This window comes from Bradyrhizobium sp. LVM 105, from assembly GCF_003957705.1.
GTDB classification, from domain to species: domain Bacteria; phylum Pseudomonadota; class Alphaproteobacteria; order Rhizobiales; family Xanthobacteraceae; genus Bradyrhizobium; species Bradyrhizobium frederickii.
Window position 1 is genome coordinate 198,818 of record NZ_QZMV01000009.1, and the last position, 23,220, is coordinate 222,037.

21 protein-coding genes are annotated in these 23,220 nt (G+C 62.6%); 13 read left to right on the plus strand and 8 right to left on the minus strand.

The genetic code is table 11. The features are described 5' to 3' along the window. The first annotated feature begins 244 nt into the window (after positions 1-244). Genes D6B98_RS24595 through D6B98_RS24605 form a run of 3 tightly spaced genes read left to right on the plus strand, consistent with a single transcriptional unit; the run spans position 245 to position 4,031 of the window. Positions 245-2,149 (plus strand): DUF3604 domain-containing protein, encoded by a 1,905-nt coding sequence (locus D6B98_RS24595; RefSeq protein ID WP_126259560.1) that lies wholly within the window; start codon positions 245-247, stop codon positions 2,147-2,149. Then, positions 2,146-3,009 carry a peptidylprolyl isomerase gene (locus tag D6B98_RS24600; RefSeq protein WP_126259471.1) on the plus strand — a complete coding sequence of 288 codons (864 nt, stop codon included), beginning with the start codon at positions 2,146-2,148 and terminating at the stop codon, positions 3,007-3,009. The genes D6B98_RS24595 and D6B98_RS24600 overlap by 4 nt, the downstream gene beginning before the upstream one ends. Further along, positions 3,006-4,031 (plus strand): HupE/UreJ family protein, encoded by a 1,026-nt coding sequence (locus D6B98_RS24605; RefSeq protein ID WP_126259472.1) that lies wholly within the window; start codon positions 3,006-3,008, stop codon positions 4,029-4,031. The genes D6B98_RS24600 and D6B98_RS24605 overlap by 4 nt, the downstream gene beginning before the upstream one ends. A gap of 230 nt (positions 4,032-4,261) precedes the next feature. Here the strand turns inward: D6B98_RS24605 and D6B98_RS24610 are convergent, their stop codons facing one another. The 7 genes from D6B98_RS24610 to D6B98_RS24635 form a co-directional block, all read right to left on the minus strand. Then, positions 4,262-5,050 carry a 3-hydroxybutyrate dehydrogenase gene (locus D6B98_RS24610; protein WP_164718830.1) on the minus strand — a complete coding sequence of 263 codons (789 nt, stop codon included), beginning with the start codon at positions 5,048-5,050 and terminating at the stop codon, positions 4,262-4,264. 68 nt (positions 5,051-5,118) lie between these two features. Further along, positions 5,119-5,910 carry an acetoacetate decarboxylase gene (locus tag D6B98_RS24615; protein WP_126259474.1) on the minus strand — a complete coding sequence of 264 codons (792 nt, stop codon included), beginning with the start codon at positions 5,908-5,910 and terminating at the stop codon, positions 5,119-5,121. A gap of 29 nt (positions 5,911-5,939) precedes the next feature. Beyond that, positions 5,940-7,112 carry a DUF3734 domain-containing protein gene (locus D6B98_RS24620; protein WP_126259475.1) on the minus strand — a complete coding sequence of 391 codons (1,173 nt, stop codon included), beginning with the start codon at positions 7,110-7,112 and terminating at the stop codon, positions 5,940-5,942. 36 nt (positions 7,113-7,148) lie between these two features. Continuing rightward, positions 7,149-7,748 carry a PepSY domain-containing protein gene (locus D6B98_RS24625; protein WP_126259476.1) on the minus strand — a complete coding sequence of 200 codons (600 nt, stop codon included), beginning with the start codon at positions 7,746-7,748 and terminating at the stop codon, positions 7,149-7,151. 659 nt (positions 7,749-8,407) lie between these two features. After that, positions 8,408-8,626 carry a hypothetical protein gene (locus D6B98_RS24630; protein WP_164718831.1) on the minus strand — a complete coding sequence of 73 codons (219 nt, stop codon included), beginning with the start codon at positions 8,624-8,626 and terminating at the stop codon, positions 8,408-8,410. Between the two features lie 16 nt (positions 8,627-8,642). Then, positions 8,643-8,798, minus strand: a complete 156-nt coding sequence (locus tag D6B98_RS40090; protein WP_164718832.1) for a hypothetical protein — start codon at positions 8,796-8,798, stop codon at positions 8,643-8,645. Beyond that, the gene (locus tag D6B98_RS24635; RefSeq protein ID WP_126259477.1) at positions 8,795-8,995 is read right to left on the minus strand and encodes a hypothetical protein; all 201 of its coding nucleotides are present in this window, start codon (positions 8,993-8,995) and stop codon (positions 8,795-8,797) included. The genes D6B98_RS40090 and D6B98_RS24635 overlap by 4 nt, the downstream gene beginning before the upstream one ends. A gap of 496 nt (positions 8,996-9,491) precedes the next feature. Here D6B98_RS24635 and D6B98_RS24645 point away from each other — a divergent pair, with 496 nt between their 5' ends. Both D6B98_RS24645 and D6B98_RS24650 read left to right on the plus strand, forming a co-directional pair. Continuing rightward, positions 9,492-9,920: a hypothetical protein gene (locus D6B98_RS24645; RefSeq protein ID WP_245481455.1), complete on the plus strand. Its 429-nt coding sequence runs from the start codon at positions 9,492-9,494 to the stop codon at positions 9,918-9,920. A 5-nt stretch (positions 9,921-9,925) separates the two neighbouring features. After that, complete coding sequence (locus tag D6B98_RS24650) at positions 9,926-10,573, plus strand: TetR/AcrR family transcriptional regulator (RefSeq protein WP_126259480.1); 648 nt, start codon at positions 9,926-9,928, stop codon at positions 10,571-10,573. Between the two features lie 40 nt (positions 10,574-10,613). Here the strand turns inward: D6B98_RS24650 and D6B98_RS24655 are convergent, their stop codons facing one another. After that, positions 10,614-11,267, minus strand: a complete 654-nt coding sequence (locus D6B98_RS24655) for a TetR/AcrR family transcriptional regulator (protein ID WP_126259481.1) — start codon at positions 11,265-11,267, stop codon at positions 10,614-10,616. A gap of 203 nt (positions 11,268-11,470) precedes the next feature. Here D6B98_RS24655 and D6B98_RS24660 point away from each other — a divergent pair, with 203 nt between their 5' ends. The 8 genes from D6B98_RS24660 (at position 11,471) to D6B98_RS24695 (ending at position 23,195) form a co-directional block, all read left to right on the plus strand. Then, positions 11,471-12,253, plus strand: a complete 783-nt coding sequence (locus tag D6B98_RS24660) for an ATP-binding protein (protein WP_245481451.1) — start codon at positions 11,471-11,473, stop codon at positions 12,251-12,253. Positions 12,254-12,402: 149 nt separating this feature from the next. Continuing rightward, positions 12,403-13,374, plus strand: a complete 972-nt coding sequence (locus D6B98_RS24665) for an efflux RND transporter periplasmic adaptor subunit (protein ID WP_245481452.1) — start codon at positions 12,403-12,405, stop codon at positions 13,372-13,374. Beyond that, a complete protein-coding gene (locus tag D6B98_RS24670; RefSeq protein ID WP_126259483.1) occupies positions 13,371-14,447 on the plus strand; it encodes an efflux RND transporter periplasmic adaptor subunit in 1,077 nt (358 codons plus the stop codon). The genes D6B98_RS24665 and D6B98_RS24670 overlap by 4 nt, the downstream gene beginning before the upstream one ends. Beyond that, positions 14,444-17,581, plus strand: coding sequence for an efflux RND transporter permease subunit (locus D6B98_RS24675; RefSeq protein WP_126259484.1), 3,138 nt, complete (start codon positions 14,444-14,446; stop codon positions 17,579-17,581). The genes D6B98_RS24670 and D6B98_RS24675 overlap by 4 nt, the downstream gene beginning before the upstream one ends. Before the next feature lie 11 nt (positions 17,582-17,592). After that, entirely contained in the window at positions 17,593-18,048 is a 456-nt protein-coding gene (locus D6B98_RS24680) for a hypothetical protein (RefSeq protein WP_126259485.1), read from the plus strand. Between the two features lie 87 nt (positions 18,049-18,135). Further along, positions 18,136-19,137, plus strand: a complete 1,002-nt coding sequence (locus D6B98_RS24685) for a PAS domain-containing protein (RefSeq protein WP_126259486.1) — start codon at positions 18,136-18,138, stop codon at positions 19,135-19,137. 496 nt (positions 19,138-19,633) lie between these two features. Further along, positions 19,634-20,938, plus strand: coding sequence for a globin-coupled sensor protein (locus D6B98_RS41500; protein ID WP_349644824.1), 1,305 nt, complete (start codon positions 19,634-19,636; stop codon positions 20,936-20,938). Between the two features lie 49 nt (positions 20,939-20,987). Next, positions 20,988-23,195 carry a putative bifunctional diguanylate cyclase/phosphodiesterase gene (locus D6B98_RS24695; RefSeq protein ID WP_164718834.1) on the plus strand — a complete coding sequence of 736 codons (2,208 nt, stop codon included), beginning with the start codon at positions 20,988-20,990 and terminating at the stop codon, positions 23,193-23,195. Positions 23,196-23,220 lie beyond the last annotated feature (25 nt).

Consider the following 23,220-nt stretch of genomic DNA (forward strand, 5'->3'; position numbering starts at 1 on the left):
TGGTCCCGTTAATCGAGTCGGCCGACGCTGACAGGCCGTCTTCCGTTTGGACTGCAGGTCAGCATTGCGGGCATTCAAAGAGAAGGTCCGTGTGACACAGACGCTGCGTTTGGATTAGTGGACCATAAGGCGCAGGCCCGGCCATGCGCCGGGTTCTGATGATCTAACGGCATAATTGGCCGCGATTGTAGGGGCGCCCATGATGAGCCGTTTGTCATCTTTTTCCGCAACCGTATTTGCCGGGATGTGCGGGGCGTGTGTATTTGTCACCGCGGTCGGTGCGGAGGATCAATCCACTGACATAGGAACGCTCGACAAGGAGACCGCCGACAAGGCTTTTCCGGCCAAGCCACCTTATTCCCCCTACGCGGGTCGCAATTTTCCGACACGGCCCTATTTCGGCGACACGCACACGCATACGTCTTACTCGATGGACGCGGGCGCGTTCGGTGCCCGGCTCGGCCCCAAGGACGCCTATCGCTTTGCCAAGGGCGAGGAAGTCATCTCTTCCAGCGGACAACGCGCCAAACTTTCGCGGCCGCTGGATTTCATGGTGGTAGCTGACCATTCGGACGGCATGGGCTTCTTCCCGCAACTGATTGGCGGCGATGCAGCCCTGCTGGCAACGCCTCAGGGTCGAAAGTGGTACGACGAGATCAATTCTGGAAAGGGTGCGCAGGCAGCCCTTGATATCATCACCAGCTTCGGCAAGGGGCAAATGCCCAAGGGCTTCCCAACCCCGGGCACGCCAGCTTATCGCAGCGCCTGGCGCGAAACGATTAAGGCGGCGGAAGAAGCCAATGAACCCGGCCGCTTCACCGCTTTCATCGGCTATGAGTGGACCTCGAACGCCGGGGGCAACAATCTCCATCGCAATATTATTTGGCGAGACAATGGAGCAAAGGCCAGCCTCGTTGAGCCCTACACCACCTTGCCGCCGCTCGGCAGTCCGAATCCTCGCGATCTCTGGAAGTGGATGGCGATGGTCGAGGACAAAACCGGTGCGGAAATTCTTGCCCTTGCGCACAACGGCAATCTCAGCAACGGCCGGATGTTTCCGATCATCGAGTCGTTCAACGGCAAGCGGATCGACCGTGAATATGCGGAGAACCGCACTCGCTGGGAGCCGCTCTACGAAGCGACGCAAATGAAAGGCGACGGCGAGACCCATCCGTTCCTTTCGCCCAACGATGAGTTTGCAAACTACGAACGTTGGGACAAGGGCAACCTCGATCTGACCGAAGTGAAAAAGCCCGAGATGCTCGAATTTGAGTATGTCCGTTCTGCGCTCAAAAATGGCCTCAAGATGGAAGCCGAGCTTGGCCTAAATCCCTACAAGTTTGGTCTGGTCGGCAGCACCGATACGCACACGGGGCTAGCCGCGATTGAGGAGGATAATTTTTTCGGCAAGACATCTTCTTCCGAACCAAGCGCCGGTCGAGCGACCCATCCTTTCGTCAAGACCGACAAGGCCGTCATCATGGGCTGGGAAACGACGGCCGCCGGCTATGCCGCGGTATGGGCGGCGGACAATACCCGCGAGGCAATCTTCGACGCCATGAAGCGGCGCGAGACCTATGCCACCACCGGTCCGAGGATGGTCGTCCGCTTCTTCGGCGGATGGGATTTCGAGGCGGCCGACGCCAATAACCGCATGCCGGCCCGCGTCGGCTATACCAAGGGTGTGCCGATGGGCGGGGACCTGACTAGCGCGCCGAACGGAAAATCGCCCTCGTTTCTTGTCGCCGCATTGAAGGATCCGATCGGCGCAAATCTGGATCGCATCCAGGTCATCAAGGGTTGGCTCGGAAAAGACGGCCGGACGCAGGAACGGGTCTACGACGTCGCTGTGTCGGGCGGCCGCACGATCGACGCGGACGGTCGCAGCAAGACGTCTGTCGGGAGCACCGTCGACGTCGCGAGCGCGACCTGGACCAACACGATCGGGGCCGGCGAGATGATCACGGTCTGGAAAGATCCGGATTTCGATCCGGCGTTGCGCGCCTTTTACTATGTGCGCGTCATCGAAATCCCGACGCCGCGCTGGACCGCTTATGATGCGAAATATTTTGGCGTCACCATGCCGGCTGAAGTCAGAATGACGACCACCGAACGGGCCTATACTTCCCCGATCTGGTATACGCCTTGATTGTCCGGCTGCTGCGGGAGCCCTTACTCCAGTTTCTCGCGCTCGGCGCCGCGCTGTTCGCGATCTACGGGCTCGCCGGCAAGCGAGAGGCGGAGGCGCCTGAGAAGATCGTGGTTTCCGCGTCGCAAGTCACCAACCTGGGCGATGCCTTTGTACGAACCTGGCGGCGGCCGCCCAACGAGGAGGAATTGCGCGGCCTGATAGATGATTATATCCGAGACGAGGTCTTCTATCGCGAGGGCAGAGCTGCCGGTCTGGACCGCGACGACGTCATCATTCGCCGCCGGGTGCGGCATAAGATGGAATTTCTCGCGAGCGAGATGTCCGTACCCGAACCCAGTGAGGCGGAGCTTGCGGCATATCTCGCGTCCAATCCGGAGCGGTTCAGAGCCGAGGATCAACTAGCCTTCCATCACGTCTTCCTCAGCGCCACGAGGCGCGCCGATACCATCGACAGCGACAGCAAGCAGCTTGCGGGCATTCTGGCGCGAGCCGACCAAGCCGCAGACGCGACGGCACTCGGGGATGCATTCCTGCTCGGCGAAGAGTTTCGAGACGTGTCGCCGACCAAGCTTACGAGCATATTTGGGGAAAGCTTCGCCAAACAGATATCGGCCATGGAAAAGGGCCGCTGGCAGGGCCCGATTTCCTCCAGCTTCGGGCAGCATTTCGTCTTCATCAGTGAGCGGATGCCAGGAAACTTGCCGCCGCTCGATGCTGTCCGGGCGGCCGTCCACCGCGAGTGGACGAACGCGCGGCGTCTGGAGATCGAACAGAAGCTGTATGCCTCGCTTCGGAGCCGCTACGAAATCGTGGTTGAACAGCCTGGGGCAAGGGCGACAAAGGCCGCCAGCCGATGAACGGCTTCCGCCTGATCCTTGCGGTTGTGGCGATACTCCTGGCGCACCCCGCGCTAGCCGACGAGCTTCGGCCGGGCTATCTCGAGATGCGACAGACCAGTCCCGGCACCTATGATTTGCGCTTCAAGATTCCCGCGCGAGGGGAAGACTTGCGGCTCGCGATCTATGTCAAACTGCCCGAGGGCACGCAAGACACAGGGCTGCCCCGCGCGTCGTTCGGCGACGGAGCTTATGTCGAACGCCGGACCATCCGACGGGATGGAGGACTGGCCGGACAGGCGGTATCGATTAAGGGCCTGTCGGCCACAGCGACGGACGTACTGGTTCGGGTCGAAAGCCTTGAAGGCGCAATCCAGACCGAACGGCTCTCTCCGACCAAGACATCGTTCGTGGTTCAAGCCGTGCCCGGTTCGGGAGAAGTGGCGGCGACTTATCTGCGGCTAGGCGTCGAACACATTCTGTTCGGCTTCGATCACTTGTTGTTCGTACTGGCGCTGGTGATCCTGGTGCGCGACTGGCGCCGCGTCGCCATCACCGTTACGGCCTTCACCATTGCGCACAGCATTACGCTTGCCGCAGCGACGCTGGGTTTCGTGAAGGTGCCGGGGCCGCCCGTGGAAGCCACCATAGCTCTGAGCATCATGCTGGTAGCCGTCGAAATCCTGAATGCACGGCGTGGAGAACCAAGTCTTTCGGCGCGTCTGCCATGGCTGGTCGCCTTCAGCTTTGGGCTCTTACACGGTTTTGGCTTTGCCGGTGCACTGGCCGAGGTGGGACTGCCTCACCATGCCATTCCCATTGCTCTGCTGTTCTTCAACCTCGGCGTCGAGTTTGGACAATTGGCATTCGTAGCCGTGGTCCTTGTGGCGGGCAGCTTGTTGCGCACTGCGGCTACTACTGGTCTCAAACCTGCCTTGATTCGGCAGGCTGCCATTCGGTTCGATATCGTCGCGGCGTACGCGATAGGCGCGGTGGCTGCGTTTTGGCTAATCGAGAGGACATTTGCCTTTTTTTCCATTTGACCCTCGGTCGTCTGCCTCAGACCGCGCGATTGCCCGAACGCAATCGTTGCATAGAAGTCGCTCGGAGCCATCAGCTCGGCATTGCCGGGCAGCACATCCGCATTGAAGGTTTCCTCGCGTCCACGCAGGGCGTTGGCCAGGCTGTTGTCTTCCGCGAGATCGAGCTGGAGGGGGCGGTTGGTCCTGAACCGAGCGGCCTCCTTGAGAGAAGACATGCGTGGTGAAAACGGCTACGCAACCGTCCAGCCGCCATCCATCGAGAGGTTGGCGCCCGTGATCTGAGCGGCGTCGTCGCTGCACAGGAACAGCGCCAGCGAAGCGACCTGTTGGACGGTGACGAACTCCTTGGTAGGCTGCGCGGCGAGCAGGACATCGTTGATGACCTCATCCCTCCGCATGCGACGGGCCGCCATCGTGTTTGGGATCTGCTTTTCCACGAGGGGCGTCCAGACGTAGCCGGGGCTGATGCAATTGCACGTGATCTTCGAACGGGCGAACTCCAACGCTGCCGTCTTGGTCAGGCCAGCGATGCCGTGCTTTGCCGCGACATAGGCCGACTTGAACGGCGAGGCGACGAGCGAATGCGCCGAAGCCGTGGTGATGATGCGGCCCCAGCCGCGCTTCTTCATGCCGGGTACGACCGCGCGGATGGCATGGAAGGCGGCGGACAGGTTGATCGCGATGATCGCATCCCACTTCTCGGCGGGGAAGTCCTCGATCGGCGAAACGTGCTGGATACCCGCATTGTTGACCAGGATGTCTACGGCGCCGAAGATGTCTTCGGTATGCGCGATGAGCCGGGCAATCTCGTGCGGCTTGGTCATGTCCGCAGGCGAATAGATCGCCTTGACGCCGAATTCGCCCTCGATGGCGGCCCGCTCCTTCTCGATCTCGGCGGGCTCGCCCATACCGTTGATCACCACGTTGGCGCCGGCGCCGGCAAAAGCCTGCGCGCAGGCGAGGCCAATGCCGCTGGTCGAGCCGGTGACGACTGCGGTCTTGCCGTTCAGAATTCCCATCTCGTACACTTCCCTTATGGCATGCGAACAATCGGCGCTGTGCCGCTGGTCGCGACGCGGAGTTGAAGTCAGAAGACCAGCGCTCGCTCACCGGCTCGAATCGAGCCGCGCGCCGGCTGTTGCAGATAGTCATGCACCACTGTCCCGAGGCCGAGTGTAAGGTCGGCGCGGATGTGGGTGGCTGAGACGATTTCCAGAACCGGCAGCTCGGCAACTGGCGCCAATGCGTGTGGTGTGAGGGCCAAAGCCGCCGGTCCGGTCCAGGCACCTTTCAGCACGATGTCCTCGAGATGGTACTGAACGAGCTCGCAGATGCGTGGGCCACCGTCGACGTGCGGGATGATCTTGAGCAGGAAGTTCGGTTCGTTAAGTGCAGCCTTGATCTTCGCCAGATCGGCTTCGCGGTGCTTGTATCCCATCGTCCCCGTGGCGACCCGGAGCGGGCCGTAATCCAGCGTGCCGATCAGCGTGTCGATCTCGGTCCGCAGGGTCGGGTGCGCAAGCTTCTTCGGAAAGCCCCAGAGCTCGCGCCCGCCCGCGATGGGACCTTCGTCGTTGAGGAACATGCAGTGCGTGTAGCCGCCCTTGCGTCCGCGGAAGGAGACGGGGATGACCTGTCCGCTTTCCGTATAGTCGCCGAATCCGTTGGAGTCCGGCATGCGGATGAACTCGTATTTGACGAGAGCTTCGCGCTCGTCGATCTCGAGCGGCCCCGGTACCACGGCCCGGAGCTTGGCCGGATCGGTACGATAGGTGATGATCAGGTACTCGCGATCGACGAACCGATACGGCCCGGGCGGATAGGCCGGGCTGGTCAGCGGCATGGCGAAGGCCCGTTGTTTCACATCAGTCTCACGCATTTGCGTTCTCTCCAGGGATGAGGTCGAGGCTACTCGCGGCCGTCATGTTCGAGATCGAAGGTGAAGACCCCGTCGGGACTCGAAGGTCGAGCGAGCACCTCAGGATGGCGCAGCGTGCGCAGAGCGTCGTGGTAGCCCGCGCGCCAATGGTCCTGCATCGAAAGCCGCGAGAACTCGTAGTCCTTGGAGTGTCCCTCGTGATTGCGCGCACGATAGATGAGATGGACGATGTTGTAGACGTTGCGGGAGACCGCCGTGTTGAGTAGCTTCACGTCCTCGTGCTGGCTGAGATCGTCTGGCAGCCGGCCGAGCAGCTCCGTGAGCGCGCGCCGCAGGCGCTGCACTCGCTTGAACTGGTCGGTGCTGGCGCGAGTGCGGCTGGAATACTGGATTTCCTTATGCCGTGTGATCACTTCGGCCATGTTGGCAGGAAGTTGACCGCGCGCGCTCCAGAGGTCGACCTGAAACGCCAGGATGTCCTGCGAGGCATCCGATTCGATCACCCATTGCAGCGGCGTATTGGAGACTAGACCGCCGTCCCAATAGTGCTCGCCTTCGATCTCCACCGCCGGAAAGCCCGGCGGCAGTGCGCCGCTCGCCATGATGTGCTCCGGCCGGATGGTATGGGTCGTGTTGTCGAAGTAGACGAAATTGCCGGTTCGGACGTTGACCGCGCCGGCGCTGAAGCGCGTCAGTCCGCTGTTGAGCCGATCGAAATCGACCAGGCGCTCCAGCGTGGTCTTGAGCGCGCGCGTGTCATAGATGCTTGTCGCATCGCTGGCTCCGCCGGGCTGCAACCAGGGCAGGACGGGACGGGCGGAGAAAAAACCGGTTGCGCCACACGTGGCCGCAATACCGGCGCTCATCTGGTTGATGAGGTTGCGCGTACTGTCGCTCCGCGTCCACTCGATGAAGGGAGTTCCGGACAAGTCCCAAGGCGCCGTCGAGGTGATATGGGTCCAGAAATCGCGCAAGCGGTCGACGCGGGACTCGGGCGGATTGCCGGCGATGATTGCGGCATTGATGGCTCCAATCGAGATGCCGGCGACCCAATCGGGATGAATGCTGGCTTCGGCCAGGGCGTCGTATACGCCCGCCTGGTACGCGCCAAGCGCACCGCCGCCTTGTAACAGTAGCGCGATGCAATCGAAGGGAAGCTGCCGTTGGGCGGATGCGAGTTCTGATCGGGGCTGGAAGTTCATGGCGGGTGCTCTTGAATTGTTGATTGGATGCTCGTGTTAATGGCGGCTCGAGTCTTGCTTTGTGACTTTGGGCGGCTCGAGCGTCACTTCTTTCAAATGGCCCTCGGTGGCGACCAAGATCACGAAGTTGAGTCTGCCTTCCTGTCGGATCAGTCCACCGGCCAGCGCGCTGCCTGCCGCCGCCTTCTCGGCGATTTGCACGGCATCCGACAATTCCTGCTTGATCCATTTCAGGGCAAGGATGTTGGCAAGGTCTTCACGATCGAGTTCCTTCAGCGACGACGTCATCTCCTTGCCCGTGATGCTTCCGGTATTTGCGTCGATGGCGTTCTCCCACACGCGCTCGTTGCGGATCGTGCGAACGCGGTAGACGGGCGGGCCGTCGATCTCGAAGTTGATGTCGGCCGTCTTCGAGCCATCATGCAGACGTTCCGCGATCGCCATCGCCCGGCTGAGCGGGACGCGTGTGGTGCGGAATTCCGATAGGACGCGTTGAATAGCGGCCGCCTCGGCATCGCTTTGCGTGCTCGGGCTTCGGCTCTCGGTGTTCGCCGAATCCTGGACGTCGGCCGTTGCGGCGGTCGCGGCGATCGTGGCGGAACACACGATCAGGGCAAACAAATGCTTCATCGACATTGGACAAATCTCGTTCGGGTTTGTGATTGACCGCCTACCAAAGGCGAGTGAACGCAAGCGCGTCGCCGCAAGCGGCATGGCTTGCCCGGCCGCAGCGGCTCGACCTGCCATGCGGATTCGAGTGGCGCGTGGTTCGCCGTGTCGCGCTTCGTGTCCGAGAGGGCCTCAGCTTCGACGTGGCCACTGCACGAGGCCTTGCCACTGCTTGATCTGCTGCCGATTGCGCGAAGCTGTCGCGCAGCTGAATCTCCGGTGCAGTGTGACTTCTGACATCAACGATCGGCGCGGCCGTAATCGTCTCTTGAACGGCGCCGGACGCAACGAGGCGATCCGGCTGCGAAGCGGCCACAACGACTTCGCTGCCGGCGGGTGTCGGCGGGAGCTGATTTGTATCGATCACGACGCGCTCCGGCACCTTCACGTCGGAATGAATGCGGATCGCAGGCCGCGCAGGATCCGGCTCCGCGAGGCGGTCCGGCAGTTGCGCCGGTAGCACCAGACCGGTCGCCCAAAGCAAGCAGAGCAGGGCGCCTCCGACCGACAGAAAATAGCCGCGCAAGGGTAGGGCGCTGGCGGTTGACAGGCTCGCGTGCATTGACATCAGGGATCGTCGGCTCACGGCACGCGGCTCCCGACAACGGAGTCACTCTGTCTCATCGTCAGAGGCTCCACGGGCGCGAATGCGGGCGCGCGAGCTTGGCGTCGAGATAGCCGCGATCGTCGAGCCATTTGGCTGGACAATGGGCTGGGGCGTTCGGGGCGATCATGAATCCGTCGCGTTGAAGCGCGGCTCGTGTTCCGGTGACACCGGTCCACACGGCCTTTCCGCTGATTGAATCCACTTCGATGGCGTCAAAGACTTCGATGAAGTTCGGCATGTCAGGGGGCGTCCAGTCACGCTGCGTGCGTGAGGCGGAAGGCCTCGTCAGGCGCAATACCCCTGCGCGCGAGCTCGGACTCGATCACGTCGAACGCGCATTCGATCGGCGCGATCCAGACGTTGACCCAGCAGATGATGCAGTTGCGGGCGATCAGCAGGGCCGGCGTCATGCGACCGTCCTCCGGTTCGGCAGAACAGGGGTGGGCTGGCGCGCGGCGAGCGAATGAGCCCACGCGATCATCGCGATCGTGATGCCAAGCAGCAGGCTCAAGGCCACGAGGCACAGGGCGACAACGACGTTCAGCGATGCGGCGGCAAGACCGGGCAACGGATTTTCGCGCATCAACGCGAACAGCAGGGTTGACATTCTTCGCCTCCTTAATAAAATACACCGTATAGTTCATATAAATCACGCGCCAGGGCCGAAGTCAAGACGGGGCGTCACCCGTGAATGCAGATCGAGGCGGCGAGGCAGCGTCGAGCTGAACGAAACAAGCCTGGAACAGAGAAGGGATTTGACATGACAAGATTGATGCCGGCGGTTCTCGCAGCGGCCATGGTTGTGCTTGGTTGCGCAGCAGCTTCTGCCGAGGAGAACCGGGGCACACCGGAGCAGCGGGCAGCTTGCACGTCGGACGCCTTTCGTCTGTGCAGTGCCTACATTCCGGATCCGGCGGGAGTCGAAGGCTGCCTGCGGCTCAGAAAATCGGATCTGACCGATGCATGCAAAGCGGTGTTCGATCGTGCGACCACCGGTTCGGCCAGGACCAGATAACCAAGTGACCTTGCGGCGGGTGTGACCGGGCTCTGTCCTGGTTGATATCCGCGCTGCGACAGGAGACAGGAGCGATCTCGTGAGCGCGATGTACATATCGGCCCTGGCTGCCTTCGGCGGCTCCGCCTTCGGCGCGGTCTCGACCATCGTCAGTGGGTGGTTCGGCCGACGCCGGCGGCTTCGCGAGCGTCATCATGCCCGCTCGTTCTCGAAGCGCGAGCGGCTGTACCGGAGCTTCATCGAGGAGGCGTCACGGCTCTATGCCGACGCCCTGATCAACGACCGGGCGGAAATCCCCCAGCTGGTCGGCTTCTACACGCTGGTCGGACGCATGCGGATCTTGTCGAGCAACGAGGTCGTCCAGGCCGCTGAGCGAACCGGGCACCTGATCATCGAGGCGTATCTCTCGCCCAATCGCACGTTTGTGGACCTGCCCAAATTCATCGAGGAAATGGATCCATTGCGCGATTTCGGCGAAGCCTGCCGCCGCGAGCTCATGAACTTCCCGGCGCGGTGAGAAGCATGCGCGAGGAAATTGGGCACAGGACGGGGAATGCGGACGCCCGTCGCAAGATCGTGCTGGCCGCTCTCCAGCTCTATTGCGAGATCGGCCACAACAAGACCACGGTCTCCGACATCGCGCGGCACTTGTCGATGTCCTCAGCCAACGTCTACCGCTTTTTTTCGTCGAAGCAGGCGATTGAAGAGACAGTCGTAGGAGAGGTGCTCGAGGAAACGGTCAGTGCGGCAACCGAGGCGGCCCGTACCCCCGGGCCGGCATTGCGGCGCTTGGCGACAATCCTGAAAGCGATCGCCGACTGCAATGAAGGCCGATCGGCGAAGCACGGAAGGCTGCAGGATCTGGTGGCCTTGGCCGTCCGCCAAAACTGGACCGTCGTCCGCGCCTACGACGACAGGATCCGAGGGCTTGTGCGGCCGATCATCGGCACCGGGCAGGCAAGCGGTGAGTTGCGGGGCGGTAGTCCGATGGCGCTGACCTGTTGTCTGCTGCAAGCCATGGATGTTCATCTCAATCCGTCGTGGGCTGGGGCGGCGACGCTTCGGCCAAGCTTCGAGAAGATGTCGAGATTTTGTTTGGACGCTCTGGCTTGCAGCCCGTCGTTGCACGCCGGGATGCCATCGCATGTGCGGCTCGAGGCTGCCGGCTAGCGGGGCGCCTCCAACGCGCCACGCGGGGCTTGCCGCAACGCTAATGCGGCCAGCCTGTCTCGCAGGCCGCGAGGAAGAATCCGACGCGTTCGCGCACGAAGCCGGGAAGTTCCTTCTTCAGGTCCTTGGGAGTCTCGCCGACGAGCGACCGAAACAGCATCGGTAGGAGGATCAGGTCGAGAAAGATCTGCGCCGTAGCGCGGCTTCGCTTGGCGCTGAAGGGGCCCTTCGGGGAGCGCGCGAGCCTCTGCGTGGCGTCGTCGAGCAGCTGGGACACCGCGGCCAGGGAACGATCGCGCGCTGCGTCGTGAACATTGCGGCTCAGCTCGGGGAACCGCTGCGATTCCGCGATCGTCGCGCGCACCATGCCCAGCGATTCCTCGACCACCCTTTCGACGATGGCGGTCCCGAGGCTCATCAATTTGTCCTCGATGGAGCGGCCTTCGGGCGAGAAGCCCTCGAAGTCCGTCAAGCCGTCGATGGTGCGGGCCACCACGGCGGCGAACAGCGCCTCCTTGCCGGGGAAGTGGGCGTAAATCGTCGGCTTGCTTGCAGGGGCGAGCTCGGAAATGTCGTCAATGCTGGCGCTACGGTAGCCCTTCTCGAGAAAAAGCTGCTGGGCCGCATCGAGAATGCGTGCCTGTGCATCGCCCGCAAGACCCTTGGGTGGCCTGCCTCGCTTCGTCTTCTTCATTCTTGGACCTCCTCGCGGTCTTTGCATGTCGCTTTCCCACTTGACATGGCCCGCGAAGAAAGGCAAGAAAAAGAAAATATACGGTGTAGTATATTAATTCGCCGGACCTGGTCCCTTTGCGGGACCGGCGAGGGCCCCCGGATGATCAGGCGCAAAGGTGGGGTGTTCGACCCCGCTCGTCCGGACCGACTGAGGAGAATGTCGTGACTGTCTCGATCCCGGATCCTTGTGCATTGCAGGAAGGCGTGCTGCTGCGCGAGCTGCATCACAGAGTGGCCCACGGTGTTGCCTTCGCTATCGACGTCGTGACCGCCACCGCCGTCCGGGTCGAAGGAGCGGAAGCCAAGCGCGCACTCAGCGATGTCGTCGAGCTGCTGCATGGCTATTCCGACGTGCATCGTGCGTTGGCGATGCCGGCGGGCGAAACGCTGATCCATGCCGCAGCCTACATTCGCAAGCTGGGCCTTGGCATGCGCCGGGCGCTCCTGGACCGGATGGATATCCAGTTGGCCTTCGCAACCCAGTCCATCGCGCTCAAGCCGGAGCGCTGCTGGTACCTTTGGCTCATCGTCCATGAACTCGTGATGCACGCGGCAAGGCACGCGTGCTTCGACGCGCGGGCGGGGCAGATCAGGATCAAGCTGACGCGCACCGGTGCACTGGTAAACTGCGTGATCCTGGACAACGGCTCGCGTCCCGCGCGCGAGGCTTCCGACCGCGAATTGCGAACCGCGACGGATATCGCGAGGGCCCTTGGCGGCCGCATCGAGCAGGGCTTCGGCGCTGAATTCACCTCGATTGTCCTCTCCTTCCCGCTGACCGAGCGCGAACGGGGCGCAAACTGGTCAATCGCAACGCGCCAGATGAGGGTTCCGCGGCGCGCGAGAGCCGCCGCCGCTTCGGATGGCGCTGCGCTCCGTCCCCGCCCATCCGCCGATGCGCTTGGCGGGCTGTTGTCGCCCTCCCACCATACGGACGCGTCATGACAGATCAACCTTCCGATCCGATCCACGTCGCTCGAACGCAGCGGGCAGCGAAGGGTCTCGCCGCAGCGACCTTGCTCGTGAGCATTGCGTTGACCGGCTGCGATGATCACGCGGCGCGGACGGCCACACGCGCCACGCTGGTCCGGACCATGATCGTGCAGCCGCGCGACCGCGAATCCTCCGCCACGTTGACGGGGGAGGTTCAGGCGCGCTTCCGTGCCGATCTTGCGTTTCGCGTCAGCGGGCAGGTGGTTGCACGCACGGTGGATGTCGGCGCTCACGTCAACACAGGCGATGTCCTGGCCCGGCTCGATCCGGCCGAGCAACAGGCCGATGTCGATGCTGCGATCGCGACGGTGGCCTCCGCCGAAGCGCGGCTGCGCGTGGCGAGCGCCACTTTCGCCCGGCAGAAGGCGCTGATCGCGAGCGGTTTCACCACCCGCGCCGTCTACGATCAGGCAGAGGAAGGCCTGCGAACGGCGGAGGGCGTGCTGGAAGCCGCCAAGGCGCAGCTGGGCAGCTCGCGCGATGCGCTCAGCCATACCGTGCTGCGCGCTGAAGCCGATGGCGTCATTACCGCGCGCAATCTCGAGGCTGGCCAGGTCGTGCCGGCGGCCCAACCCGTGTTCTCTCTTGCGCAGGATGGGGCGCGGGATGCTGTCTTCGAGGTCTACGAATCCGTCTTCCTTGGCCAGACTGACGCTCGCCACGTGACGCTGGCGCTGGTCTCCGATCCCAGCGTGACCGCGACGGGAGAGGTGAGAGAGATCTCACCGGTGATCGACGCGAAGAGCTCCACGATCCGCGTCAAGGTATCGATCAAGGATCCGCCGGCCGCGATGACGCTGGGCAGTGCCGTCGCCGGGACGGTCAAGGCGAAGACGCAGAACGAGATTGTCTTGCCTTGGAGCGCGCTGACCGCCGCAGGGAGGAAGCCCGCCGTCTGGGCCGTCGACCCGAAAACGCAGACAGCGTCGCTGAAGCCCGTCGCGGTCGGTGCCTATGAGGCCGGTCAGGTCTTGATCAGCGCAGGCCTCGAGCCGGGCGACCGCGTCGTCGTCGACGGCGGCAAGCTTCTAAGCATCGGCCAGCCGGTCACCGAAGAGGGAGATCGCTCATGAAGCGACAGGTCATGATGTTCGCCGGCGTGCTCGCGGCGGCCTCGTTGCTCGCCGGCTGCGACAAGGAGGCGCACGCGCCGGAGCCTGTTCGCCCCGTGCTCTCGATGATTGCCAAGCCGATCAGCGGTGACAGCACAATTGCCGTCGGGGTGGTCGAGCCGCGCTACAAGACCAACCTTGGCTTTCGCGTCCTCGGACGGCTGACTTCGCGCCCGGTCTACGTTGGCGACATCGTCCAGGAAGAGCAGGTCGTTGGCGCGATCGATCCAATCGCACTCGATCTCGCCGTTCGCGCAGCGCGGGCGCAATTGGCAAAGGCCGAGGCGCAGCTTGCGACGGCCAGGGCCTCGGAGGATCGGCAACGCACGCTCATCACCAGCGATGCGACCACCAGGCAGACACTGGACAATGCCGAGCAGGCGCGCGCCGGAGCCGAAGCGGGCGTCGCACAGGAGCAGGCGAGCCTGACCAAGGCGATTGAGCAGCTTGGCTATGCCAAGATCAAGGCTGATTTCGGGGGCGTCGTCACGGCCGTCGGGGCGGAAGTCGGCCAGGTGGTCTCGCCCGGACAGACTGTGGTGACGGTCGCGCGGCCGGACATTCGGGAGGCTGTCGTCGATATCGGGGAAGACCTCCCTGTCCCCCTCGAAGTCGGTCTCCCGTTCACCGTGAGCCTGCAGCTTCTTCCCGCCGTTCAGGTCGAGGGCAGAATCCGCGAAATCGCGCCGCAAGCCGATGCGGTGACGCGGCTGCGGCGCGTCCGGATCGCGCTCGACAACCCGCCCGAAAGCTTCCGCCTCGGCGCGACCGTCACGGCGAAGCTCGGCAAGGACCAGAGCGAGGCCTTGCGCCTGCCCGCATCAGCGGTGCTCGCCAGGGACGGCGCCGATTTCGTCTGGGTGGTCGATCAGTCCGCCGGCACCGTCGCGCTGCAGAAAATCGAGGGCGTCACCGAACAAGGGGGCATCCGCGTCACCAGCGGGCTTGCCGCGGGCGCCCGTGTCGTCACCGCCGGAATTCACAGCCTCAGGCCTGGACAGCACGTCCGCATCGAACAGGATCAAGATCAATGAAGTCGTTCAACCTATCCGACTGGGCGCTCGGCCATCGCTCGCTCGTCTGGTATTTCATGATTGCCTTCATGGCGGCCGGCCTGTTTGCTTATCTCCAGCTCGGACGCCAGGAGGACCCTGACTTCACCATCAAGACCATGGTGATCCAGGCGCAGTGGCCCGGAGCCTCGCCTGAGGAGATGACGCGTCAGGTCACCGACCGCATCGAGAAGAAGTTGGAGGAACTCGAATCGCTCGACTACACCAAGAGCGTGACGGTCGCGGGCCAGACCGTCATCTTCGTCTATTTGCGCGATTCGACCAAGGCGGCCGCCGTCAAGCCGACCTGGGTGCGCGTTCGCAACATGATCGCGGACATAAAGGGCGACTTCCCGCAAGGCGTGATCGGCCCCGGTTTCAACGATCGCTTTGGCGACGTTTTCGGCAACGTCTATGCCTTCACCAGCGACGGCTTGAGCCAGCGACAGCTCCGCGATCGGGTCGAGGACGTGCGCGCCAAGGTGCTTACGGTGCCCGACGTCGGTAAGGTCGATATCCTCGGCGCGCAGGACGAGGTCATCTATCTCGAATTCTCCACCCGAAAGGTGGCCGCCCTCGGCCTCGACGTCCACGCCATCATGAATTCTCTGCAGGGCCAGAACGCGGTGGCGCCCTCCGGCGTATTCCAGGAAGGGCCGGAGCGGATCAGCGTCCGTGTGAACGGCCAGTTCGCCTCGGAGGCCAGCCTGAAGGCGGTTAATCTTCGCATCAACGACCGCTTCTTCCCGCTGACCGATGTCGCGACCATCACTCGCGGCTACGTCGATCCGCCGTCAACGCTGTTCAGGTACAACGGTCAACCCGCCATCGCGCTCGCGATCGGCATGAAATCCGGAGCCAATCTGCTTCAGTTCGGCGAGGCGCTGAAGGAGGAGATGACCAAGGTCATTGCCGACCTGCCGATCGGCGTCGGGGTGCACCTCGTCGCCGACCAGCCTGTCGTGGTCGAGCACGCCGTTTCCGGGTTCACCGAAGCGTTGTTCGAGGCCGTCATCATCGTGCTCGGCATCAGCTTCCTGAGTCTGGGCTTGCGTGCCGGGCTCGTGGTCGCCATCGCCATTCCGCTCGTGCTCGCGATCACATTCGTCGTGATGGCCTATTGCGACATTTCGCTGCAGCGAATTTCGCTGGGGGCCCTGATCATCGCGCTCGGCCTCCTGGTCGACGATGCCATGATTGCGGTCGAGATGATGGTGGCGCGGCTCGAGATCGGCGATCCCCTCGAAAAGGCGGCAACCCACGTCTATACGTCGACCGCATTCCCGATGTTGACGGGAACGCTCGTCACCGTGGCCGGCTTCATCCCGATCGGGCTCAACAGCAGCAACGCAGGCGAGTTCACCTTCACCTTGTTCGTGGTGATCGCGGTGTCGTTGATCGTCTCGTGGATCGTCGCCGTATTGTTCACGCCGCTTCTCGGCGTCACCATCTTGCCGGCCAGGATGAAGGGACATCACGAGCAGAAGAGTCGCTCGGCGCAGATGTTCGCGCGCCTGCTCCTGTTCTGCATGCATCACCGCTGGAGCACCATCGCCGTGACGGCCGGCGCCTTCCTGCTCGCCTTGTTCGGCTTGCAGTTCGTGCAACAGCAGTTCTTTCCCTCGTCGGACCGCGCCGAACTCGTGATCGACTGGAACCTGCCCCAGAACGCCTCGATCACCGAGACCAACACGCAGATGGCCCGCTTCGAGCGCGAACAATTGCAGGGCAACGATTCGGTCGAGCACTGGTCCACCTATGTCGGCACCGGCGCGCCCCGCTTCGTGCTGTCGTTCGATCTTCAGACCGCTAACACCTGGTTCGGCCAGCAGGTGATCGTGACCAAGGGCGGCATCCCCGCGCGCGACCGGGTCAAGGCGCAGTTCGAGGATTATTTGAGGAAGACCTTCCCGGGCACCGACACCTACGTCAAGCTGCTTGAGGTCGGCCCTCCCGTCGGCCGTCCGGTGCAATACCGCCTGAGCGGCCCCGACATCGCAGAGCTCCGCAACCTCTCGCAGAAGCTTGCAGGCGTCATCCGCAGCAGCCCCGACCTCGGCAACGTGGTGTTCGATTGGATGGAGCCTGCGCGCGTCGTTAAGGTCGACGTCCTCCAGGATAAGGCGCGCCAACTCGGCGTGACTTCGGAAGACATCGCCACCACGCTGAATTCCGTGCTTCAGGGCTCGGCGGTCACGCAGGTGCGTGACAGCATCTATCTCGTCAATGTCACGGGACGGGCGACCGCGTCGGAGCGCGCTTCGATCGATACGCTGCGCGACCTGCAATTGGCCGGGCTCGGCGGCCAATCAGTGCCGCTCGGAGCCGTTGCCAATCTGCGCTACGAGCTCGAGCAGCCCACCATCTGGCGGCGCGCGCGGATTCCCACCATCACGCTGATGGCCGGCGTCATCAGCGATGCGCAGCCGAAGACGATCGTCGACCAGCTCACGCCGAAGGTGGCCGAGTTCGCCAAGCATTTGCCCGCCGGCTACTCGATCAAGATCGGCGGTTCCGTGGAGGAGAGTGCCAAGAGCCAGGGGCCCATCATTGCGGTCGTGCCGCTGATGCTGTTCGTCATGGCGACGGTGCTAATGGTGCAGTTGCAGAGCTTTTCGCGCCTGTTCCTGGTGTTCGCGGTCGCGCCGCTCGCGTTGATCGGCGTCGTCATGGCGATGCTGCCGAGCGGTGCGCCGCTCGGCTTCGTCGCCATCCTCGGCGTGCTGGCCCTCATCGGCATCCTGGTCCGGAACTCCGTGATCCTGATCGTGCAGATCGAGGATCTGAAAAAGGAGGGCAGGCCGCCCTGGGATGCGGTGCTGGAGGCGACCGAGCACCGCATGCGGCCGATCCTGCTGACGGCCGCCGCCGCAAGCCTCGCGCTCATTCCGATCGCGCGCGAGATCTTCTGGGGTCCGATGGCCTACGCCATGATGGGCGGCATCATCGTCGGCACGCTGCTGACGCTGCTGTTTCTGCCGGCGCTGTACGTGGCGTGGTTCAGGATCCATCCAGAACAGCTGAATGGACCGCCGATGGGTGAATCTCACGCGGCTCGAGCCGAACTGGCCTCCGCGCACGATGCGCCGGAGCTCGCGCTCGAGACGCAAGCCTGAAGGAGACGAGAATGCTTTCATTGAAGCCCCTTGCCGTCACGCTGGGCGTGGCGTTCGCGACGATGCCCGCTGCCGCGTTCGCGCAATTCCCCCCGCCGCCTCCGATGGCGCCTCCTGCGGTTCCCGCCGCCGGCCCGCCTCGACCGGGCCCGGGTCCTGGTCTCGGTGCGCCACCGCCGCGCCTTGGTCCTGCGGCTGTACCACGCGCCGATCCCGCCGCAAGAGGTCTCGGTCGCGTGCCGACGGTCGCAAACTCTGCGCGGGCGGTCTCGGTGAATATCGGGAGGGGCGACTATGCTCACCACAGACTCGGCACCTATGGCGCGCGTGCGGCGTCATACGCCGGTGCGTACGCCGCCGGCGTTTATGCGGGTCATGCCTATGATGATTCGCGCTCCAGCTACTACGCGAGCGGCAACTGCGCTTACGTCTACAGGCGCCACCGCCGGGTGCTGATCTGCGATTAGGTGCGCCGTCGGAATAATAGATCAGACGAGCTGGACAAGACGGCAGAGTTAGCTAATTTGCGACGGTCGGAGAGCTAAGAGCAGGAAATGTTGGGCCTCTTGAAGGGAGGGACCGAAGAGACCTTCGGTATCATCGAGCGCGAACTGCGGTGTGGCTTCTGGAGCTGGGATTTGCGCTCCAATGAAATGCAGTGGTCGAGGGGGTACTATGATCTTCTCGGCATCGAACCCGGAAAGGTACTTCCGTCCTTCTCTTCCATTCTTCAGGTGACGCATCCCGAGGATCGGGGCGCGCAGGCCGAGGTCGATCGGATCGTTCGCAAAGCGTCTACCATCAGACGGAAATTCCGCGTCATCCGACGAGGCGGCAACGTCGCATGGATTTATTGCCAGATCATCGTTTTCGTCGATGACGAGGGCAACTCGGAGAAAGCGTTAGGCGTTTGCACGGACGTCACGGTCCAGGAAGACCAACTCAGCCGGCTTCGGGTTGCCGACGAGCGATATCGGGCCTTGGTGAAGGCCACTGGCGCCGTTGTCTGGGTTGCGAAGTCTGATGGCCGCCTCCACGAGGTCATCAATTGTGAGCACGGCGCAGAAGTTCAGGCCGCTGTGCTGAATTCCGGCTGGCTCCAGCTGATACACCCAGATGACCGCGATGATACCATCAAGGTGCGCGAGGCGGCGAGCCGCGAGAAGCGAGGCTACGATGTCGTACATCGGATCCGGCACGCAGACGGCAGCTTCAAATGGAAGCGCTCGACGGGCCAGCCGGTGCTCGATGGCGCCGGCAACGTCAAGGAATGGCTCGGGATAAGCGTCGATCTCGAGCCCGACACAGCCGGGTCCGCGGGCGACTCGATCACCGGCGCGCAGGTCAGGGCGGCCCGAGGTCTCTTGCGCTGGTCCGTCATGGATCTGGCCCATGCCGCGGGCATCAGTCGCGCAACGATACGGCGGATCGAGGAATTGGATGCGGCTCCAAATCACAACGATCCCGCCCTTTCGTCGATCGAAGCCACACTTTCGAAGGCGGGTGTCGAGTTCTTCTTTCCGAAAACAGGCAAGCCGGGCGTGCGTCCGCGCTAAATTGGCGCGCTGTCATGGACGGTCGAGCCGAATTGGCGCGCGCGACCCGCATATCTCACCTTCAACCAGCAAATTTGGCGCTTTGCTCGCGTGATTCTCGAGCTTCATCGCGCGCAATGGCGCGTGCCACGAAAGCCGAGCACCAATTTTGCCTAACAAAAGGTTAGTCGCTCCGCACTATTGTTCCGACATTACAGTCGGTCTTTCAGGGCGGGAATCATGAGAGACATCTTTCGATACCTCGGAATTGGTACCCGCACTCAGCTGTTGGCTGAATGCACGCCTTCCCTTATCCGCCGGATCGAGCCTGATATCGCGCTCGGGAAATATTCCTCTTTGGACATCGCGGGCGCCCTTTCCAGCTAGTCAGCCTGCGTCGTCGATTAGCGAGGTCGCGCTTACCCAATCGTTTTCAAGGCTTGCAATTTGAGAGGATGTCATCGTGACCACCGAATTAGCTGCGGACTCCACCTCTGATCAGCATCGTCGAGTTAGGATGCGCTTCATGGGTATTACAGCCCGAACCGGCGAGCTGTTGCGGGAATTCTGGACCATCGCCGAGCCGGAGGTTCCGCGAATTCTTGACGGCTTCTACCGGCATCTCACGATCGAGCCGCATTTGGCGAGCCTGGTCGGCAACAACGTTCCTCGGCTGAAAGTGGCGCAGGGCACGCACTGGGCTCGCTTGTTCAACGGCCGGTTCGACGACGAGTACCTGAAGGGCGTTCGTGCCATCGGGATGGTGCACAACAAGATCGGCCTGGAGCCGCGATGGTACATCGGCGGCTACAATTTCGTTCTCAATCAGCTCATAGCGGTGGGCATACGGCAGTATCGCTGGAGGCCATCGCACCTCTGCGAGCTTCTCAGTGCAGTCAATTGCGCTGTGATGTTGGATATGGAGATCGCGATCTCTGTCTACCAGGAGGCAATGCTCGCCGAACGGGAGAAGCGCCAAGAGAAGGTCCGCGCCGCCATTTGTGCCTTCGACGAGCGGATGAAAGCGGTGTTGAATACGGTTGGTGGATCCTCTGCCCAGCTGCAGGATGCCGCGAGTGCGCTGGCGGCGAGCTCTTCGCAATCGACCCAACAATCGGCGACCGTGGCGGCAGCTTCGGAAGAGGCGTCGACCAATGTGCAGGCTGTCGCCGCATCGACCGAGCAACTCACCTCCTCGATCCGGGAAATTGCCCGTCAGGTCTCGGAATCGACGCGGATTGCGGGCATTGCGGTGGACCAGGCCTCGAGGTCCGGCGCCACGGTCCAGAGCCTCGCAAGAGCGGCTCAACGCATCGACGACGTGGTGGAATTGATCAAGTCGATCGCTGGGCAAACCAATCTGCTGGCGTTGAATGCCACGATTGAGGCCGCGAGGGCGGGTGAGGCGGGTCGCGGCTTCGCGGTCGTTGCTGCCGAGGTCAAGGCCTTGGCGGAGCAGACAGCAAAAGCAACCGGTGAAATCGGGGAACAGATCTCGTCGATCCAGAGCGCGACGAAGCAGTCGGTGACGGCAATGCAGGATATCTGCGGTACGATCGAATCCATCAACGAAATCGCCACGATCATAGCAGCCGCCGTGGAGGAGCAGGGTGTCGCGACAGCCGAGATCGCACGTAACGTTCAACAAGCCGCGCGCGGCACGCAGGAGGTTTCGAGCAACATAAGTGGAGTCAGCCAAGGCGCTGCTGAAACGCGGCAGACCGCGGGAAGGCTGCTGAGCGCCTCCGAGGCGCTTTCCGGCCAGGCATCGGCTCTGCGGTCCGAGGTAGACGCTTTCTTTGACGAAATCAAAGCCGCCTAGCGTTGCGTCGCAAAAAGTCATGGGACCGGACAATACAATTCATGCTGCGATGAGCGAAGTTCTGCCTTCGGCCGAGAGCCGGCCGGCGTCACGATCTGCTATCGGCCCTCGCGGCTCTCCGGCCATGGACTGGGAGCGACTGGTTCATGCGGCCATCGAAAGTAGCTCTCATGGCTTGTGCGTTTTCGACGAACGGTCGCGTTTGGTGATCGGCAACGAGCTGCATCGCAGTTTGTACGGCCTGACACATTCGCAGGTTGCCGCCGGGACACACGTGCAGGACCTTCTGGTCAGCCGGTATGCCGGTGCTCACGGAATGTCTGCGGGCGCCCGGATTGCCGAGTACATGGCGGCGATCCAGCTGAGAGCAGAATTCCGAACCAGCTACGCACTTGAAGGTGGGACGGTCATAGAGCTCGACATGCATCCCATGGAGGGAGGTGGCTTTGTCGAAAGGCATCGGGACATCACCCAGCTGCGGCTTGCCGAGCTGCGGGCCGAAGCGGCAAGGCAGGAGCTGATCGAGAAGCAATATGCCATCGATCAAGCGGTCATTGTCGCAGTCACCGATGTGCGCGGTACGATCACTTATGCCAATGACCGGCTCTGCGAGATCAGCGGCTACAACCGCGACGAGCTCATCGGAAGCAATCACCGCATCCTGAAGTCCGGGGTTCATTCGCGTGAGTTCTTCCGCCAGATGTATCGTCAACTCGCGCGCGGCCGGGTCTGGCGCGGAGAGCTTTGCAACAAAGCGAAAGGCGGCAGTTTATATTGGGTCGATACGGTCATTACGCCTCAACTCGGTCCGGAGGGGAAGCCAGTGGCTTACATGGCAATCCGGGTCGACATAACAGCTCGGAAGAACGCCGAAGCGCTGGTGCACTATGCGGCCCGCCACGACGCTTTGACCGGGCTTTTGAACCGGGCCGCCCTGCTCGAGGAGCTATCGAACCGGCTCGCACGAGCAAATGCGAACGAACAAGAGCTGATCGTCTATTTGCTGGATCTCGACGGGTTCAAGTGGGTGAACGATACGCTGGGGCATGCTGCCGGTGACGCCTTGCTCAGGCAGCTGAGCAGGCGCCTCAAGTCGGTTTCGGCCGATGGCGATCTGATCGCCCGTCTGGGAGGCGACGAGTTCGCGATCGTTCAGTTCAACGCTGGAGAAGGGCGCGAACAGGCGGAAAGACTTGCGATCACCCTGCTCGAAATCGTAGCGATACCGTTCTCGATCGCGGCACAGGACGTCTCGGTCGGGGTGAGTATCGGATTGGCGCTCGCACCCCGGCACGGCTCCACGGCTTCCGAACTGCTCTACAAGGCAGATCTCGCCCTCTATCGCGTTAAGGCGGAGGGCCGAAACGGCTATCGGTTCTTCGAAGAAGAGATGCACAGGAACGCGCAAGCCCGCAATCGGCGTGTCGGCGAACTCCGCGAGTCCGTGGCCCGGGGCGATTTCGAATTGCACTATCAGCCGATCTTTGATGCGAAGACGCTGCAGCCGCGGGTGATGGAGGCCTTGGTGCGATGGCGTCATCCCTCTCAGGGCCTGCTTTACCCGGATCGCTTCATTGGACTCGCTGAAGAGACCGGCCTTATGGAGCCCTTAGGCCGGTGGATTCTTCGTCAGGCGTGCGCAGACGCAGCGTCGTGGCCCAAGGGGATCAAGGTCGCCGTCAACCTGTCTCCTGCGCAGTTTCAAGGACCGGCACTGTTCGACGATGTGCTGAGAGCGCTGCTGGAAACAGGTCTGTCGCCCGATCGGCTCGAGTTCGAGGTCACGGAATCCATTCTGCTGCAGGAGAAGGAGGAGAACCTCTTGCTCTTTCGCCACCTCAAGAACATCGGGATATCGATCGCGCTGGACGACTTCGGTGTGGGATATGCATCGCTTGGTTCGGTAGTCTCATTCCCCTTCGACAAGGTGAAGATCGATCGATCCTTCACCAAAGGCTTAGTGACGAACCCGGCGAACAGGACGGTGGTGGCCTCGATCATGACTCTGGCGGCCGGCTTAGGGGTGCAAGTTACTGCAGAGGGCGTCGAGACCGAGGAGCAGCTACATTACCTGAGGGGCCAAGGACTAGATCTCGTCCAAGGCTATTTGCTGGGCAGACCAGCATCGGCTGACCTGAATGAGTGGGTTCGTACCATCCCGGCTGGGGCCCCGCAGGGGAGCCATCATCTGGCTTGCGATGGAAGGCAAGTTGAGCAAGAGCCGGTTTCTCCGCCGCACGCGGCTGCCTCCTGTTAGCGGGGTGGCGTGATCTCTCGCACGG

Bases quoted from the DNA above. Each gene is read 5' to 3' on its own strand.
- D6B98_RS24650 (WP_126259480.1), top strand. From the start codon at position 9,926: ATGCGCGAGGAAATTGGGCACAGGACGGGGAATGCGGACGCCCGTCGC.
- D6B98_RS24610 (WP_164718830.1), bottom strand. From the start codon at position 5,050: ATGGGAATTCTGAACGGCAAGACCGCAGTCGTCACCGGCTCGACCAGC.
- D6B98_RS24630 (WP_164718831.1), bottom strand. From the start codon at position 8,626: ATGCCGAACTTCATCGAAGTCTTTGACGCCATCGAAGTGGATTCAATC.
- D6B98_RS24625 (WP_126259476.1), bottom strand. From the start codon at position 7,748: ATGTCGATGAAGCATTTGTTTGCCCTGATCGTGTGTTCCGCCACGATC.
- D6B98_RS24595 (WP_126259560.1), top strand. From the start codon at position 245: ATGTGCGGGGCGTGTGTATTTGTCACCGCGGTCGGTGCGGAGGATCAA.
- D6B98_RS24680 (WP_126259485.1), top strand. From the start codon at position 17,593: ATGCTTTCATTGAAGCCCCTTGCCGTCACGCTGGGCGTGGCGTTCGCG.
- D6B98_RS24655 (WP_126259481.1), bottom strand. From the start codon at position 11,267: ATGAAGAAGACGAAGCGAGGCAGGCCACCCAAGGGTCTTGCGGGCGAT.
- D6B98_RS24645 (WP_245481455.1), top strand. From the start codon at position 9,492: ATGTACATATCGGCCCTGGCTGCCTTCGGCGGCTCCGCCTTCGGCGCG.
- D6B98_RS24615 (WP_126259474.1), bottom strand. From the start codon at position 5,910: ATGCGTGAGACTGATGTGAAACAACGGGCCTTCGCCATGCCGCTGACC.
- D6B98_RS40090 (WP_164718832.1), bottom strand. From the start codon at position 8,798: ATGACGCCGGCCCTGCTGATCGCCCGCAACTGCATCATCTGCTGGGTC.
- D6B98_RS24605 (WP_126259472.1), top strand. From the start codon at position 3,006: ATGAACGGCTTCCGCCTGATCCTTGCGGTTGTGGCGATACTCCTGGCG.
- D6B98_RS24695 (WP_164718834.1), top strand. From the start codon at position 20,988: ATGAGCGAAGTTCTGCCTTCGGCCGAGAGCCGGCCGGCGTCACGATCT.
- D6B98_RS24620 (WP_126259475.1), bottom strand. From the start codon at position 7,112: ATGAACTTCCAGCCCCGATCAGAACTCGCATCCGCCCAACGGCAGCTT.
- D6B98_RS24665 (WP_245481452.1), top strand. From the start codon at position 12,403: ATGATCGTGCAGCCGCGCGACCGCGAATCCTCCGCCACGTTGACGGGG.
- D6B98_RS24675 (WP_126259484.1), top strand. From the start codon at position 14,444: ATGAAGTCGTTCAACCTATCCGACTGGGCGCTCGGCCATCGCTCGCTC.
- D6B98_RS24670 (WP_126259483.1), top strand. From the start codon at position 13,371: ATGAAGCGACAGGTCATGATGTTCGCCGGCGTGCTCGCGGCGGCCTCG.
- D6B98_RS41500 (WP_349644824.1), top strand. From the start codon at position 19,634: ATGCGCTTCATGGGTATTACAGCCCGAACCGGCGAGCTGTTGCGGGAA.
- D6B98_RS24685 (WP_126259486.1), top strand. From the start codon at position 18,136: ATGTTGGGCCTCTTGAAGGGAGGGACCGAAGAGACCTTCGGTATCATC.
- D6B98_RS24635 (WP_126259477.1), bottom strand. From the start codon at position 8,995: ATGTCAACCCTGCTGTTCGCGTTGATGCGCGAAAATCCGTTGCCCGGT.